This window comes from Pseudofrankia asymbiotica (genome assembly GCF_001983105.1).
In the GTDB taxonomy this organism is placed as follows: Bacteria; Actinomycetota; Actinomycetes; order Frankiales; family Frankiaceae; genus Pseudofrankia; species Pseudofrankia asymbiotica.
This window is the reverse complement of record NZ_MOMC01000082.1, coordinates 1-15,103: the sequence shown is the minus strand read 5'-3', so window position 1 is coordinate 15,103 and position 15,103 is coordinate 1. Positions and strand designations below refer to the sequence as shown.

The 15,103-nt window shown below is 72.9% G+C and carries 14 protein-coding genes and 1 pseudogene; 4 read left to right on the top strand and 11 right to left on the bottom strand.

Features of this window, described 5'->3' with window-relative positions:
• Positions 1–253 precede the first annotated feature (253 nt).
• The 6 genes from BL253_RS44235 to ftsE all read right to left on the bottom strand — a co-directional run bounded on the left by BL253_RS44235 (position 254) and on the right by ftsE (position 6,141).
• Positions 254–1,216, bottom strand: coding sequence for a YoaK family protein (locus BL253_RS44235; protein ID WP_241835347.1), 963 nt, complete (start codon positions 1,214–1,216; stop codon positions 254–256).
• Between the two features lie 223 nt (positions 1,217–1,439).
• Positions 1,440–1,907, bottom strand: a complete 468-nt coding sequence (locus BL253_RS32815) for a VOC family protein (RefSeq protein ID WP_076821337.1) — start codon at positions 1,905–1,907, stop codon at positions 1,440–1,442.
• Positions 1,908–2,051: 144 nt separating this feature from the next.
• The gene (locus BL253_RS32810) at positions 2,052–3,413 is read right to left on the bottom strand and encodes a class I SAM-dependent methyltransferase (RefSeq protein ID WP_076821335.1); all 1,362 of its coding nucleotides are present in this window, start codon (positions 3,411–3,413) and stop codon (positions 2,052–2,054) included.
• Positions 3,414–3,706: 293 nt separating this feature from the next.
• Positions 3,707–4,186, bottom strand: a complete 480-nt coding sequence (smpB, locus tag BL253_RS32805; protein WP_076821333.1) for an SsrA-binding protein SmpB — start codon at positions 4,184–4,186, stop codon at positions 3,707–3,709.
• A gap of 239 nt (positions 4,187–4,425) precedes the next feature.
• A complete protein-coding gene (gene ftsX, locus BL253_RS32800; RefSeq protein WP_076821331.1) occupies positions 4,426–5,298 on the bottom strand; it encodes a permease-like cell division protein FtsX in 873 nt (290 codons plus the stop codon).
• Positions 5,299–6,141, bottom strand: a complete 843-nt coding sequence (gene ftsE, locus BL253_RS32795) for a cell division ATP-binding protein FtsE (RefSeq protein WP_241835346.1) — start codon at positions 6,139–6,141, stop codon at positions 5,299–5,301.
• A 343-nt stretch (positions 6,142–6,484) separates the two neighbouring features.
• On the opposite strand from ftsE, the gene BL253_RS32790 reads away from it, so the two are divergent.
• The gene (locus BL253_RS32790; RefSeq protein ID WP_338013764.1) at positions 6,485–6,634 is read left to right on the top strand and encodes a hypothetical protein; all 150 of its coding nucleotides are present in this window, start codon (positions 6,485–6,487) and stop codon (positions 6,632–6,634) included.
• A 93-nt stretch (positions 6,635–6,727) separates the two neighbouring features.
• Positions 6,728–8,032 carry a PQQ-dependent sugar dehydrogenase gene (locus tag BL253_RS32785; protein WP_076821328.1) on the top strand — a complete coding sequence of 435 codons (1,305 nt, stop codon included), beginning with the start codon at positions 6,728–6,730 and terminating at the stop codon, positions 8,030–8,032.
• Between the two features lie 109 nt (positions 8,033–8,141).
• On the opposite strand, the gene cobA is transcribed toward BL253_RS32785, so the two are convergent.
• From cobA to prfB, 3 genes are all read right to left on the bottom strand, one after another.
• Positions 8,142–8,924, bottom strand: coding sequence for a uroporphyrinogen-III C-methyltransferase (cobA, locus tag BL253_RS32780; RefSeq protein WP_241835345.1), 783 nt, complete (start codon positions 8,922–8,924; stop codon positions 8,142–8,144).
• A gap of 75 nt (positions 8,925–8,999) precedes the next feature.
• The gene (locus BL253_RS32775) at positions 9,000–9,338 is read right to left on the bottom strand and encodes a hypothetical protein (RefSeq protein ID WP_131831628.1); all 339 of its coding nucleotides are present in this window, start codon (positions 9,336–9,338) and stop codon (positions 9,000–9,002) included.
• A gap of 161 nt (positions 9,339–9,499) precedes the next feature.
• Entirely contained in the window at positions 9,500–10,603 is a 1,104-nt protein-coding gene (prfB, locus tag BL253_RS32770) for a peptide chain release factor 2 (protein ID WP_076821323.1), read from the bottom strand.
• Between the two features lie 720 nt (positions 10,604–11,323).
• On the opposite strand from prfB, the gene BL253_RS32765 reads away from it, so the two are divergent.
• On the top strand, positions 11,324–12,325 hold the full coding sequence (locus BL253_RS32765; protein WP_076821322.1) for a hypothetical protein: 1,002 nt from the start codon (positions 11,324–11,326) through the stop codon (positions 12,323–12,325).
• A 146-nt stretch (positions 12,326–12,471) separates the two neighbouring features.
• Here the strand turns inward: BL253_RS32765 and BL253_RS32760 are convergent, their stop codons facing one another.
• A complete protein-coding gene (locus BL253_RS32760) occupies positions 12,472–12,933 on the bottom strand; it encodes a pilus assembly protein TadG-related protein (protein ID WP_076821367.1) in 462 nt (153 codons plus the stop codon).
• Between the two features lie 458 nt (positions 12,934–13,391).
• Between BL253_RS32760 and BL253_RS32755 the strand changes: the two genes are divergently transcribed.
• On the top strand, positions 13,392–14,405 hold the full coding sequence (locus tag BL253_RS32755; protein ID WP_076821365.1) for a hypothetical protein: 1,014 nt from the start codon (positions 13,392–13,394) through the stop codon (positions 14,403–14,405).
• A 532-nt stretch (positions 14,406–14,937) separates the two neighbouring features.
• Here the strand turns inward: BL253_RS32755 and BL253_RS32750 are convergent.
• Positions 14,938–15,103, bottom strand: a pseudogene (locus BL253_RS32750) (IS5/IS1182 family transposase); the annotation flags it as partial.

The window sequence follows — 15,103 nt, the reverse complement described above, 5'->3', positions numbered from 1 at the left end:
GAGACGCGTGACGCGCCGTGGCGAAGGTGGCTCACACGCTTACGCATGCCTCGCGGCAATACGATGACCGTGTGTCATGCCGTGCTGTGTAGTTCAGGAGGTGCAACGAGCCCAACGGCCCTGGCGGTCAAACATACCCCCGGCTGCCCCACCCGGCAAGTTCGTTTTCCACCGACTAGTACAACGCCCGCCAGCCGGGCTTGTTCCCGCCCAGGCCGGAACGCCCGCCCGCGTGGGCGTTCCGGCACCGCTCTCAGGACGGACGGACACGGCCGGTGGCGACCTTCAACGCGACGATGATGGCGAGCGTGGACGCCAGCGCGAGCGGCACGGGCACGCCGCCCGCCCGGTAGGTGGCGGCGCCGACGAGCGCGCCGCTGAACATCACGACCGGGGCGGCGGCGCGCCGCCGGGTGCTTCGGCCAAGCTCACGGGTACGCCAGCCACCAGCCGCGATCATGGTCAGCTGGGTCGTCAGCACGTTGGTCGGAATGTCCGGCATCGCCAGGCGACGCCCGGCCGCGTTCTGCATGCCCATCGCCAGCGCCAGGACGACGATCATCGCGTACCGCATCCGGCCCCTCTCCGCGTCGAAGACCACGGCGATCACGAGGCCGATGACGAGCAGGCCCGCGTAGGCCGCGGCCGTCAGCGCCAGCGTGCGCCGCGCGGCCCACGCGGCGGCGTCCTCGTCGGGGGCGTCCTCATCAGGGACCGGGTCCGCTGTGGCGCACGGCGGCCCGGCCCCGGCGCCCATCCCTCCGGGGACGATCACCTGGACGCTCGTTCCCAGCTCGCCTGGCCCCGGAGCGCCCGGTCCCGCCGCGTCCCCGCGACCGCGCCGTGCCGGTGACCGGCGACCCGGCGACCCTGCGCCCGGCGCCTGGCGAGACGGCGCACCGACCACCGCTCCGACGAAGAAGCCGGCCACCGCGGTCGCGAGCTGCGCGGTCGAGTGGCCGGGCGCCCCGGCGAGGGTGAAACCGAGGAACATGATGTTCCCGGTGACCATGGCGACGAACAGATGACCGACGGCCAGGAACACGACCGCGTCCACCAGCCCGGACACGAACGTCATGGACAGCAGGGCACTCGCCGTGGCACCCGGCCAGCGCTCGTCCGGGCCGGGCGCGTCCGGACCGCCAGCCCGCCCACCACCCACCATCGCCAGCCCCCACCAGGCAGCACCGACCCGAAACCGGGCAGCCGGGCTCACGGCGCCCGACATCCGAGGGCGCCCGCGCCCTCGTCAGAGTGTCACCCGGCCACCCGCGGATCGGCCGACGGCGGGCGCTCGTGCCGCCCTCGCCTATGTTCGCCGCCAGCGCGCCACCGGTAGGTCGCTACCTCCGGGTCGCCACAGTCGCGGATCCAGCCGGATCACAACCGTGACGACACACCTGCGGCGATCATGAACGACGTGAGCTGGGTTCGCGGCGCTAGAGGCGCAGGGGGCGGATCGGGGCCGTGACCAGGGTCGGGTCGTTCCTCCAGTCGACGCCGGGGACGTCGATGTAGAGCTCGATCTCGTTGCCGTCCGGGTCGAAGATGTAMAGGCTGTGTGTCACCGTGTGGTCGGATGCGCCCGCGATGGAGACGCCGGCCCGGGTGATCTGGGCGAGCACCTCGCGCAGCTCGTCGTCGGTGTCGCCGACCTTCAGCCCGAAGTGGTACATGCCGACGTGCCGGCCGCGCGGTAGTTCCGCCGCGTCCTCGCCGACCTCGATCAGCAGCAGCTCGTGGTGGGTCCGACCGGAGGAGAACCCCACCGCCGGGAACGGGAACGGGCCGTCATCGGTGGGATCCGGAAAGACCTGCCGGAATCCGAGGGTGTCCCGGTAGAACGACGCGGACCTTTCGAGGTTGTGCACGTAGAGCACCAGGTGCCCGAGTTCCTTGATCTCCATGGTCCCCGCCGCTTCCCGTTGTTGGGCCTGTTGAATGGGCCGGCAACGCCGCCCTCGTATCCGACCTCACCGCGGCTGTCTGACCTCACCGCGGCCCCACTACATTGTTGCCGACGCAACCATGCCTGATCGACGTCTGTTCCGTCACTCCGCCGCACGGCCGTCCGGCGTGGCGGGGCCGTCTGGTGCCGCCGGGCCGCTGGACGCCGCCGGAGCGGTGCAGACGAGGGCCCAGGGGCGATCGTGGTGGCGCGTCATGACGACGGTGACGGCGGGACCGCCCGCGACCAGGTCCCGGCGGCCGGGAAGCAGCCGGCGCCGCAGGGTGTCGACGTCGCCGGCGAGCCCGCGGCGGCGCAGGTCAAGCGCGCCGATCCCCATGCCGCGCAGCAGGGCGGCGAGCCGGCGGACGTCGAAGGGCAGGCTCGCCTCGACCCGCAGCAGCCGGGCGAACGGCGTCGGGACCGCCTGGTCGGACGTGAGAAAGGCGATCATCGGGTCGACCTGCCAGGCGCCGAGCCGGCGGGCGAGCTCTCCGACGAGCCCGGCCCTGGTGACGGCGGGGCTCGGGTCGTACAGATAGGCGCCGGGTTCGCCGATCTGGCGCGTGCCCACGCCGTCGTCGTCGGGAGCTCCGGCGAGCGTCACAGCCATGGTGCCCAGGCGGCCCGCGGTCTCGGGCGTGCCCTGCGGCGAGGTCTCTGGCGTGGCCTCCGGCGACGTCTCCGCCGGCGCTCCCGCCGCCGTCGGGCCGTCGCGGCGCGGCCGGCCCGCGCCGTCGAGCCGAGTGGCGGCGATCCGCGCGGCGGCGGCCTGAGCCTCATCGAGCAGGACGGTGGCGCGCCGTGGCGTCGCACCGGCCAGGGCGGGAGAGAACAGCACCGCCTCCTTCAGGTCGCGGCCGTCGGCGACGAACTCGATCTCCCAGCCGGGCGGGACGAGCGCCGTCGGCAGACCCGGCGCCGCCTTCACCGCGACGGCGGCCACCCGCTCCGTCAGCGCGAAGCACCAGGGCAGCGGCGGCTCGCTGGTGCCGGCGGCGAACCGCCGGCCGGCCGCGCGCCGCGCCGGGTCGACGAACACCGCCTCGATGCCCGCCAGGTCCACGTCCCGGACGTCCGCGCCGCGCGCGTCGATGTCCGCCTCCGGCGCGTAGACGCGCGCGTTGTGGACGGCGATACGCAGGTGCGATGGGTCGCGGTCGACGGCGAGCAGCGGATGGCCGGCGCCGGCCAGCGCCAGCAGGTCCCCGCCGATGCCGGTGCACAGGTCGGCGACGCGGCCCAGGCCGGCGAACCGCGCGGCGCGATGGCGGGCCGCCGCCTCGGCCGTCGACTGCTCCAGCCCCGCCCTGGTGAACAGCATCTCGGCCGCGCGTGTGAACGCGCCACCCGCCCGCCGGCGCAGCTCCGCCTGGGTGAACGCGGCGGCCACCAGCCCGGGCGGCACCCCCTCGGCGCGCAGCCGCGCGCCGGCCCCGAACTCGTCGCCGGCCTCAAGCGCCACGGCCGCCCGCGCGAGCAGCCGCGCGCCCCGCGCCGAGGTCAGCTCGTCCAGCCATTCGAGCCCAGCCGGGCTGGGCAGCCCAGGGGGGCCGGGCGCGGCGGCTTCCCCGTCGGCTGGCCCGTTCCCGGGCTCGGCGGGCCGCGCGTCCCGCTCGTCCTGGGTGTCCGTGGCCCCGTCGAAGACCGGTGGAACGAGCCACTCGGTGTGGGCCAGCCGGCGGCGCTCGCCGCCAGCCCCGGGACCCCCGCCAGCCGCCCTGCCCGGCGGCCGGCGACGCGGAGAAGGTCGCTGGCTCAGCTGTAGCGACCCTTCGCCTTGCGGCCCATGATGCGGGCCATCTCGCGCTTGGCGTCCTTCTCCGCGAGCGCGGTGCGCTTGTCGTAGTTCTTGCGGCCACGGGCGAGCGCGACCTCGATCTTCGCCCGGCCGTCCTTCCAGTACAGGGCGAGTGGCACGAGGGTCAGGCCGCCCTCCTTGGTCTTGCCGACGAGCTTCTCGATCTCATCGCGGTGCAGGAGCAGCTTGCGCTTGCGCCGCGGCGTGTGGTTCGTCCACGTCCCCTCGACGTACTCCGGGATGTGGACGTTGTGCAGCCAGACCTCACCGCGCTCGACCTGCGCGAACCCGTCGACGAGCGACGCGCGCCCGAGCCGCAGCGACTTGACCTCGGTGCCGGTCAGCACCATGCCGGCCTCGTAGGTGTCGAGAATGTCGTACTCATGCCGGGCACGCCGGTTCTGCGCGATCGTCTTGCGACCGGTCTCCTTCGGCACCGTCTTCCCTCAACCGTCTTCCGTCTTGCGTCGTCTGTCGTCTTCTGTCCAGCGCCCGCGAGACCGCGCTCCACCCCGCACGGCCAGCACCCCAAGGTCACGAGGGTACCGCCACGCCCGCCACTTCGGGCGCCGCGGAGCCTCTCGTGATCGTCCGGACGGCCGCGGCGGGTCGCTTCGCGGCTACCCTGCGGGGCTCGCCAGGCCCGACGGGGCTCGCCAGGCCCGGCAGAGGCTCGCTAGGCGCGGAGGTGGCGGTGCAGCGCGAGGCTGCCCATCGCGGCCGCGGCGAGCGCGCCGAGCGCCATGACGGCGCCACTGGACACCCACACCGCGTCCCAGCCGAACAGCGGGAACGTCGTCTGATGCGCGAAGTGCCCATCGACCAGGACCGCCTTACACACAACCAGCGCGGCCGCGGCCACCATTCCGCCCGTCAGTCCCGACAGAGCGCATTCGAGCACGAACGGCGCCCTGATCGTGGCGTTCGTCGCGCCGACGAGCCGCATGATCGCCGTCTCCCGGCGCCGGGCGTGCGCCGAGACGCGGATCATCGTGTAGATCAGCGCGCCGGACGCGGCCGCCTGCACGGCGGCGAGCGTGAACGCGGCGACGCTGAACCCGTCCAGCACCTGGTAGAGGGGCCGCAGGAGCGCCCGCTGGTCACGCACGGCCTCGACGCCGTCGCGGCCGGTGTAGCCGAGGACGATCTGGTCGCCGGCGCGTGGGTCGACAAGCCGCAGCCGCAGCGCCGCGGGCAGGTCGGCCGGCCCCACCCCGGCGACGACGTCGGGCGAGGACTGGAAGTCCCGCTTGAACCGCTCGTAGACCTGCCGTTTGTCCTCATAGCGGACGGTCAGCACCGCGGGGTCGGCCTTCAGGTCATCGACCAGCATGGCCCGCTGACCCGGGGTGATGTCGTCGGTGAGGTCGACGACGACCTCCAGCTGGTCGACCAGGTAGCCGTCGATGGTGTGGACCTCGGCGCGCAGCAGCAGTCCCGCGCCCAGCATGCCCAGGCACACGGCCGCGGTGATGACCACGGCGGACGTCACCGCCAGGTTGCGCCGCAGGCCGGCGCCGAGGATCGCGAGCAGCGGCCCGATTCGCACCTAGTCCACCCCGTCGCCGGCGCCGGCGGGAGCATCCGCGCGGTCACCCGCGTCCTCATCCGTCCTGACCCGGGCGGCCGTCGCGGTACCTCGTTCCGGCGCATGTCCCGGCGCATGGCCGGGAGCCTGTCCCGGAGGCGCCGCGGTGCCTCCCGCGTCCCGCGCCTCGTAGGCGCCACCGCGCTCGTCGCGGACGCAGGCGCCGTCCGCGAGCTCGACGACCCGGCGACGGCGCGCGTCGACCAGCCCGGCGTTGTGCGTCGCCATCACCACCGTCGTCCCGGTCCGGTTGACGGCGTCCAACAGTCGCATGATTCCCTCACTCGTGGCCGGGTCGAGGTTGCCGGTCGGCTCGTCGGCGAGCAGCACGCGCGGCCGGCCGACGAACGCCCGCGCGATCGCGACCCGCTGCTGCTCGCCGCCGGACAGCTCGTCGGGATAGCGGTTCTCCTTTCCCGCCAGGCCGACGAGTCCCAGCACCTCGGGCACGACCGCGCGGACGACGTGCCGCGGGCGGCCGACGACATCGAGGGCGAAGGCCACGTTGCCGGCGACGGTGCGATCGGGCAGCAGCCGGAAGTCCTGGAACACGCAGCCGACGGCACGGCGCAGCAGCGGCACCCTCCGGTCCGGGATGGCCGCCAGATCCGCCCCGTCGAGGGTCACCAACCCGCTGGTCGCGCGTTCCTCGCGCAGCAGCAGCCGCAGCAGGGTCGACTTGCCCGAGCCGGACGGGCCGACGAGATAGACGAACTCCCCCTCGTCGATGCGCAGGGTGAGGTCACGCAGGGCCGGCCGGGTACCCGCCGGGTAGGTCATCGTCACCGCGTCGAGCCGGATCATTCCGAGCCCCTTCCGCGCGGCCAGCGCGGCGGCGCGCGAACCGCCGCCGCTACGGCCATCCCATCCATCACCATCCGAACTACTCTCAGCACTGTAAGTGACTGGATGGTCGTGACCGGTAAGCGGGCGTACGGTGAACAGACAGCGTCCGACAGTGTGGTCCTAAGGATCAACCCAAGAACCATGGCGGGGACCAGGGTGGCGAAGAGTGCTTCGCGGCCCGGTAGACCACCCGCGGATCCGGGAAGAACGCATCGTGGGGCGGTGCCCGCCCTCGCGGACGGGAGAAGGGACGGCGGCAATGTGCTGTGACGACCTGGTCTGCGCACGGTGTGCGAGTCCAGTGGCCGAAGGCCGCTGCCCGGCGTGCCGAGCCGCCCGCGCCGAGTTCCACCGCCAGTCCGGCGGGTTCACCCTGTCCCCCCAACTGGTCGCCGTGCTGCTGCTCGTCCTGACCGCGCTGGCGTTGGTCGCCGCGCACCAGGTCCAGTAGGGCGGGCACGAGACCCCGCCTGTCGGAAGCCCGATATCGGCCGGAGCCCCGCTCCGATTTCGCCGCGAGCCCACCAGGGCGGATCCTGGGAGCATGGCATCCGGGCGGGACCGACACTCCCTGAGGAAATCTGGCCAGCCGTGGACCTCCCTGGCCGTCATCGTGGGAGTCCTGGCCGCCGCTCTGGTCGCGTGCTCCAGCGACGGGCATGACAACGCCGGCGATGTGACGCCGGCCGGCGCCTCGTCGACGGCCGCGGCACCGGCGGCGCCCGGCGGCGCCACCGCCGCCCGCCAGCCAGGTGACGACGCCGGGGCCGACCGGGTGATAGCCAGCGATCTGCGCTCGCCCTGGGGCCTCGCGTTCCTACCGGACGGCGACGCGATCCTCAGCGAGCGCGACAGCGGCAAGGTCCTGCTGATGCCGGCCGACGACAGCGGCGGCAAGGGTGGCTACGGCACCCCGGCGGAGATCGGCACGCTGCCCGGCGTGTACCACGTCGGCGAGAGCGGCCTGCTGGGCCTCGCGGTCTCGCCGGCCTACGCGACCGACCACCTCGTCTACGCGTACTACACGACCCGCGCCGACAACCGGATCATCCGGTTCACGCTGGATGGCGGCGACAAGGGCGCGACGCCCAGGATCGGCGAGGTCACGCCGATCCTCACCGGCCTCGCCGCCGCCCAGTTCCATGACGGCGGCCGGATCGCCTTCGGCCCGGACGGCATGCTCTACGCCGGCGTCGGGGACGCCACGGACCGTACCCGGGCGCAGAACCTGAAGATCCTCAACGGCAAGATCCTCCGGATGCGCCCGGACGGCTCGGTCCCGCCGGACAACCCGTTCCCGGGCTCGCTGGTATACAGCCTCGGCCACCGCAACGTGCAGGGACTGGCCTGGGACAGCGCCGGGCGGCTGTGGGCGGCCGAGTTCGGCCAGGACACCTGGGACGAGATCAACCTGATCCGGCCGGGCGCGAACTACGGCTGGCCGGTCGTCGAGGGCGTCGGCGACACCGGCGGCGGGCAGTTCACCAACCCGGTGGCCACCTGGCCGACGGACGACGCCTCCCCGAGCGGGGTCGCGATCTCGGGCGACGTCCTCTATGTCGCCGCGCTGAAGGGCGAGCGGATCTGGACGATCGACCTGCGCCCGAGCCTCGTCCAGGGCACCGCCTCGGCGGCGGCCCCGGCCCCATCCGCGGCATCGAACGGCGCGGGCGCGCCCGCGAGCGGGGCACCGAAGACCGGGGCGCCCAAGGCGCTGCGCCTCGACGCCTACGGCCGCCTGCGCACGGTCGTCACCGCCCCCGACGGCACCCTCTGGGTCACCACCAGCAACACCGACGGCCGCGGCCAGCCCGCCAAGGACGACGACCGGATCATCTCCCTGCGCTAGCCACAGCCGCTCCTTCCCCGCTCCTCCCCCGGTCGTCCGGTCAGCCGGCCCGGTCTCCCCGGGTCCTGGCCTCCGTCGACCTCCCGGGTCCCGGCATCCGTCGGCCGGGTCAGTCCGGGATTCGGTAGGCGCCGATCCCATCACGTAGGGTGACGACCTCACCGATGACGATGACGGCCGGGGATCGCAGGCCCGCGGCGGCCACCGCCGCGGCGATGTCGGCGAGGGTGCCGGTCACGACCTGCTGGCGGGTGGTGGTGCCGGCGTGGATGACGGCGACCGGGGTCGACGCCGGACGGCCTCGCTTGACCAGCTCGCTGCTGATCTCCGCCAAGGCCCCGATGCCCATGAGGACGACCACCGTTCCCGGCCCGGCGGCGAGCGCGTCCCAGTTGGACGTCGATCCGGGGTGGGAGGGATCGACGTGCCCGGAGACGATGGCGAGGTCCTGGGTGACGCCGCGATGCGTGACCGGGATGCCGGTAAGCGCCGGCACCGCGACCGCGCTGGTCACACCGGGCACCACCTCGCAGGGCACCCCAGCGGCAGCGCAGGCGAGCGCTTCCTCGCCGCCTCGGCCGAACAGGAACGGATCACCGCCCTTGAGCCGGACGACGCGCAGGCCGCGCCGCGCCCGCTCGACCAGCAGCTCGTTGATCTCGTCCTGGGCGAGGTTGTGACCGTGCGGCCCCTTGCCCGCGTCGACGACCTCCACCTCGGGGCGAAGGTCGGCGAGCAGCTCGCGGGGCGCCAACCGGTCCACGACCACGACGTCCGCCCGGCGCAGGAGGTTCAGACCTCGGACGGTGATCAGATCCGGGGCACCCGGGCCGCCACCGACCAGCGCCACCCAGCCGCCGCCCGAACCGTCTGTCTCCACGCTTGGCCTCACCCGTCAGGTCACCTTCCCGCCATCCGGCCGCCCTGCGCGGCCATCTTCAACGTCCACGCCAGGTCCGGACCCGCGCTAGTCAGCTGGCGGGGTCGGGGTTCCTGCCGGATCCGGGGTTCCCGCCGGATCGACCGAGCTTGCGTACGGGGTCCCTGCCGAATCGGCGACAGGGTCCCTGCCGGATCTGCGAAGCAGATCTGGGAGGTAAGCGATCTGGGAGGTCGTGATCTGGGAGGTCCGGAAGCCGATCTGGGAGGTCGCGGTGGGCTCGGCGGTGTCGGCCAGTTCCAGCAGCTCGGCGAGGTCCGAGAACTCCGCCAGGCCGCCCAGCTCCGCGAGCTCGGTGCCCGGTGGGGGATCGGCCGGGTCAGGAGGGTCCGCCGCCTCGCCGAGCTCGGCCAGCAGTTCCAGCAACCGCACCTGCTCGGCCCGCAGGTCGGCCGCCCGCCGCCCCGGTGCGCGCCGCGCCGCCGACCAGGACCAGGACCACGACCCGTGGGGACGCCCAGCGGGCGGACGACGTCGTCCTGGTGAGCCGGGCGGCCGGGTACGCATCGAGAGTCGGGCGGCGTTCGCTAGTTGGCGCTCGACTCGGCCGAGCGCCGCCAGCGCACCTCGGCATCAATGAACTCGTCTATCTCGCCGTCCAGCACCGCGCCGGTGTTGGACGTCTCCACGTCGGTCCGTAGGTCCTTGACCATCTGGTATGGGTGCAGAACATAGTTACGGATCTGGGAGCCGAACGAAACGTCCTGCGGGCCACCGGTGAGCCGCTGTTTTTCGGCTGCCTCCTCGGCCCGGCGCCGTTCCAGCAGCTTGGCCTGCAGGACGACCATCGCGGCCGCCTTGTTCTGCAGCTGGCTGCGCTCGTTCTGGCAGGTGACGACGATATTGGTCGGCAGGTGGGTGATACGCACGGCCGAGTCCGTCGTATTGACGCCCTGCCCGCCAGGGCCGGATGACCGGAAAATATCGATCCGAAGGTCCTTGTCGTCGATGTCGACGTGGTCGGACTGTTCGACGACCGGGGTGATCTCGACCCCGGCGAAGGACGTCTGCCGGCGGTTCTGGTTGTCGAACGGGCTGATACGCACCAGCCGGTGCACCCCGTGCTCGCTGCGGAGCGTCCCGTACGCGTACGGCGCCTTGATCAGGAAGGTGGCCGACTTGAGGCCGGCCTCCTCGGCCTCCGACGAGTCGTACACCTCGGTGGTGTAGCCGTGCCGCTCGGCCCAGCGCGTGTACATCCGCAGCAGCATCGCCGTCCAGTCGGCGGCGTCGACCCCGCCCGCGCCGGCGGACAGCTGGATGATCGCGTCCCGCTCGTCGAACTCGCCGGACAGCAGGGTCCGGACCTCCAGGGCCGAGATGTCCTTCGACATGGCGGGCAGCTGGTCGGCCGCCTCCGCCATCAGGTCGTCGTCCCCGAGGTCGAAGGCGGCGATGAGGTCGTCCAGCCGTCGGCGCAGCCCCTCGACGCGGCCGATGTCGCCGCGCACCGACGACAGCCTGCGGGTGACCGCCTGCGCCCGCTCCTGGTCACTCCACAGGTCGGGGTCGCCGGCTTCCCGCTCCAGCTCCTCGGCGCGCCGGCGCAGCCCCTCGACGTCCAACACGGTCTCGATACCGGTCAGGGTCGCGTCGAGGTTCTTGAGCTCCTCAGCGATGTCGGCGGCCATGTCCTCAACCTTACCGGCGACCATGCGTCCCCGGCGCCGACAGTGATCGCGTGCCGCCCGCCGCCGGCACGGCCGCGCCCGCCAGCCGTGCCCGCCCGCCGTGTGGACGACCCGGTCCCCAGCCCCACGGGCCTCCCGGGACAGCCCCGCGGGCCTTCCCCGACCGCCGAGATCATCGACCCGCGGGGCGGCGGGACCACGCATAGGGACGCCATCCCGCAAAGCGCGCCGCTGGAGGGCGCACGCCGTGGGGCGGCATAGCGGACCGCGGGTAAGCCAGGAGGCGTCGACCGGCGAACAAGTCCGGGCCGCCCGACTCACCGCCGTAACATGCAATTGCGCGGCGACACTTCCCAGAAACATTGTCAGCGTGTCGCGCAATGCTATTAGGGGAGTGCCCGCATCGCTTCTTCAGTCGAGACACAGGCCACACCTCTGTCGCGCCGGGGGTGAGCTCGACCCCGGGATCGAACGCTATCTTGAATGCAAGGTCCCCCGCTACGCCGTGAGGTACTTCAAGATGCGATCACATCGTGGTCTGCCGGCTCTACGGGCTCCCGTGGCGACGGCCGGGGCTCCCCTCCTCCCTCCCTCGTCCGCCGCGGGCGGCCGTCCCGACAACGTCGACAACGCCGAGGACCGCGCGACCATGGTGAAGCCGCGCGCGGCCAGAGGCGGACAGCCAACACCGGCCGGAAGCGGATCACGGAGGTCGTCGCCGTGCCGTACGTCGTCGACAGACGTTTCCTGCTCCGCGCGTTCGGGGCCCCGACGGTGGTCGCGATGAGCTTCGAGCCCCAGCCCAATCTCGAACCGTTGCGCAGCACGACCGACCTGCACCAGGCCTGCTCCGCGGCCCTGAGCCAGGCGATCAGCAGCTATGAGACGTCCGACCTGACCACCACCGCGTCCTCGATGCGCCCGTTGGAGAGCACCACCCGCACCATTCCTCGCCAACGCCGGCTGCGCGGGCGGGACGCGCTCGACTGGATGCGGCTGCACGCCGCCGTCACGATGGTCTCCGCCGGGACCGACTACGACCGGGGCCTGCACTCGGACGCCGCCGCGCGATCGGACCGGGCCGCGAGCCTCGCCAGGGCAGCCGGTGACGGTCCGCTCGCGGCCCGGGCGCTCGCCCTGCGGGCGCGGCTGGTACGCCAGCACAGCCCTGCCGTCTCACTGCAGATCGCCGGCGCCGCGGCCCGGATCGCCGGGCACAGCCCCGCCCGCGCGATGATCGCCGGCAAGGTCGTCGCCGGGGCCTACGCCGCGGCGGGTGACCTGGCCGGCGTCCGCGACGCGGTCGCGCGTGCCTGGCGCACGATGGAGCAGCTCGACGACAACGCCTACGGCCGGCCGGGTTTCGCGCTTGAGACCTACTCCCCCGCCGACCTGGCACTCGCCTCGGCCGAGGCGTTGACGACGGTCGGCGCCGCCGAGGACGCCCGGCCATACCTGGAGAAGGCGTACGCGCTGATCAAGGACAGCGGGCAGACCGGCATGATCGTATCGGTCCTGATGGCACAGGCGCGGGCGTCGGTCAGCGGTGACCGTCCAGACCACTTCGAGGCCGCGGAGCACGCGGCGGCCGCCGTGGCACTGGCCGCCGACCGGCCCGCCGAGTGGGTCGCCCGGCTGGTCCGCGACGTCTCCGGCCTCGCCGAGCAGCGCACCGGCCACGCCCTCGACGATCTGGTCGCCGCGACCGCCGCCTGGGTCTGAGCCTTTCTCTCTCCCCCCGCTCAGCCAGCCGGTCCGTCCGGGCGGCGAGGCGGGAGTGGGGGCTCGGCAGGCCCCGCGCGCCCAGCCGAGTGTCCGGCGGGGCCGGAAGTCACGCGGGGCCGTCGGGTGGCACGCCGCCGGTGCTGTCAGGGCTCCTGCCGCTGGCGCACGATGGTCTGGGCGTCCGCCGCCGCGTGGACCGTCACCGGGCCGATACCGAGAAAGCCGACGAGAGGCAGGTCGACGACCCGGCTGCCCTGGACCTCGACGGTGGTCCCGTCGAGAACCGATCCGGTCAGCACCGTCGCCCCGCTGGGGTCGGCGCGGTCCTGGTAGTCGGCGACCGCGGTCAGCACGTCCGCGAGCGGCAGCTCGTCGAGCTGCCCGGTGGCGGTGTAGACGGCGTTCTCGTCGATCCGTTGCGCCGCGGCCAACGCCGCCCCGTCCGCCGCCGACGCGACCGAACGGCGGGCCAGATACACCGCCGAGACGTCGGTGACCACGATCGCCAGCATCGACGCGACCATGAGGTAGCCCAGCGTCAACATCATGATCGACCCGGCGTCGCCGCGCGCGGCCGGGCGGCGTGCCGGCGGGCACACCCGCATCCACGCGGACACAACGGCGCGAACCCGTATCACCCGACCATTGTCACTCACGGCGCCCAGCCAGGGACAGGCCGCCCACCCAACGCGCCACACCCATCACCGGACCCGCGCCGCGCCTCCCCGCGGCCAACAACCTCGCTACTGGTCAGCGGTGCAGCGAAGCGCCTCCCGCGCAGGGAAGCCGCCAGCTCCGACTTCCGCGAGATCGAGAATTCGCTCGGCGGACAACTTCGCCGGTTCCCGTCATTTGGCCGCGATGTGGTTCTCTGGACCTGAGATCCAGGACTCGCCACGACGTGGACACAGGCGGGCGAGCGTACGGGTGGCCAGCCCGGCGGATGGCCAGCCCAGCGAGTGGCCAGCCCGGCGGATGGCCAGCCCAGCGAGTGGCCAGCCCAGCGGAGCCGCCGGCTGCCCAGACGGTCAACGCCGCCCCCTCGGGCGGGATGGGAGACACCGTGCGCAAGCGCGAGGCCGACACGCTGCTGCGCTTCGTCCGCGTGGCCCGGCCGGTGGCGGCGACGGCCGTCAGCGTGACCACCACCGCCGACGACGACCAGCGCGCCCAGGCGGACCGGATCGTGCGGCACTGGCGTAACGAGCTCGTTCCGCTGGCCGCGCTGCCCGGGGTCGGCGGCCGGTTCACGCAGCCGATCCGCGAGGTGCTCGCCGGCACCGTGCAGGGGCTGCTGGTGCTGTCGCTGGCGCAGCTGCGCGGCGTCACGGACGAGCGCGAGCAGGTCCGGCTGGTCGCCGTCCTGATGCTGCGTGAGGACCTGCCCGCCGGCTGGACGCCGTCGGCGCCCGATCCAGCCCACGACCGCGCCGGAGGCGGCGTGGACGTTGGCTCCGGCGCTGAGACCCCCGAGGCCGAGGCTGGCGGCCCCAGGACCGAGACCCCCGCGGCCGAGGTCCCCGACGACGTAGCTGTTGGCCCCAAGGACCAGGTCCCCGACGACGTAGCTGTTGGCCCCAAGGACCAGGTCCCCGACGACGTAGCTGTTGGCCCCAAGGACCAGGTCCCCGACGACGTGGCCGTTGGCCCCAAGGACGAGGTCCCGGAGGGCGTGACCGGCGGCCCCAGGACCGAGATCCCCGCGGCCGAGGTCTCCGAGGCGGCGGCCGAGGAGTCCGCGACCTGGCGGCTGGTGGCTCAGCAGATCCCGGTGGCCGTCTACCGCGCGGCTCGTGAGCTGTGGACCGCGCACAGCCTCGCCGGTCAGCGCGCCGAAGGCCGCCTCTGGCATCGCGCGCTCGGCAACCTCCCCGCGGTCGGCGTCGTCGGTGCCACCCTCGGCGAACGCCACGCCCTCGCCGACATCGCGGCCGCCGCCTACATCGAGCTCGGGCTGGCCGCCGTGGAGGCTCCGGGGCCGTCGGTGGCCGAGCGCGCGGCCACCGCCGCCAAGGGCGTCGCCGCCCACCTGCCCTCCTTCGGGCGCGCCGCCAGGTCTCCGTTCCGCAAGTCGTAAGGGCCTGATCGAGGCTCCGGCCTGCCGACGCGCAGGCATGTTCACGCCGCGCGCCGGCTCGGAACGGCCGGCCAGCTGTCCGCGCCGCCCCGCGCACCCTGACCCAGAACGCGCGAGGACCAGAACGCGCGGGCCATTCATGATCTGGTGGGATCCTCGGGGCCCCAGCTCACAAAATCCCACCAGATCATGAAACACGGCGCCAACAGCATCGACCCGTCAGGTCACGAGCGGACGGAATCCTGAATGGTCGCCCTCGGGGCGGTTGCCGAAAGGACGGACCGGCMACCGCCCAGAAGGACCGGTCACCGCTGCCCAGCCTTCGGACGGGYGCGTCCAGGAGAATTATCTCTCCTTAATTCCTGGCCCGTTCTCAATACCGTATGACGACGCGATACCGTATGACGACGCGCGCTCGCTTGCCGGGGCAGGAGGCCGCCGTTTTGACGGTCCGGGCCAGGGCAGACTGAGCCTTTCCCAGTAACCGCCGGTGGCGGTGTGTAGCGACAACGTCGTGTTCGGGTGGTGGCCGTCAGGTGGTGCGGCCGTGCTCGGTGTGGAGGATGACGAGGGCGGCTTTCACAATCAGGCCGATCTTCCAGGGGTCGAGGCTGACGTTGCGTAGGGCCTTGAAGTACTTCAGGAGGGCGTTCGCGCGTTCGCCGACGGCCCGCAGCGCGTAGTGGATCCTGTTGTGG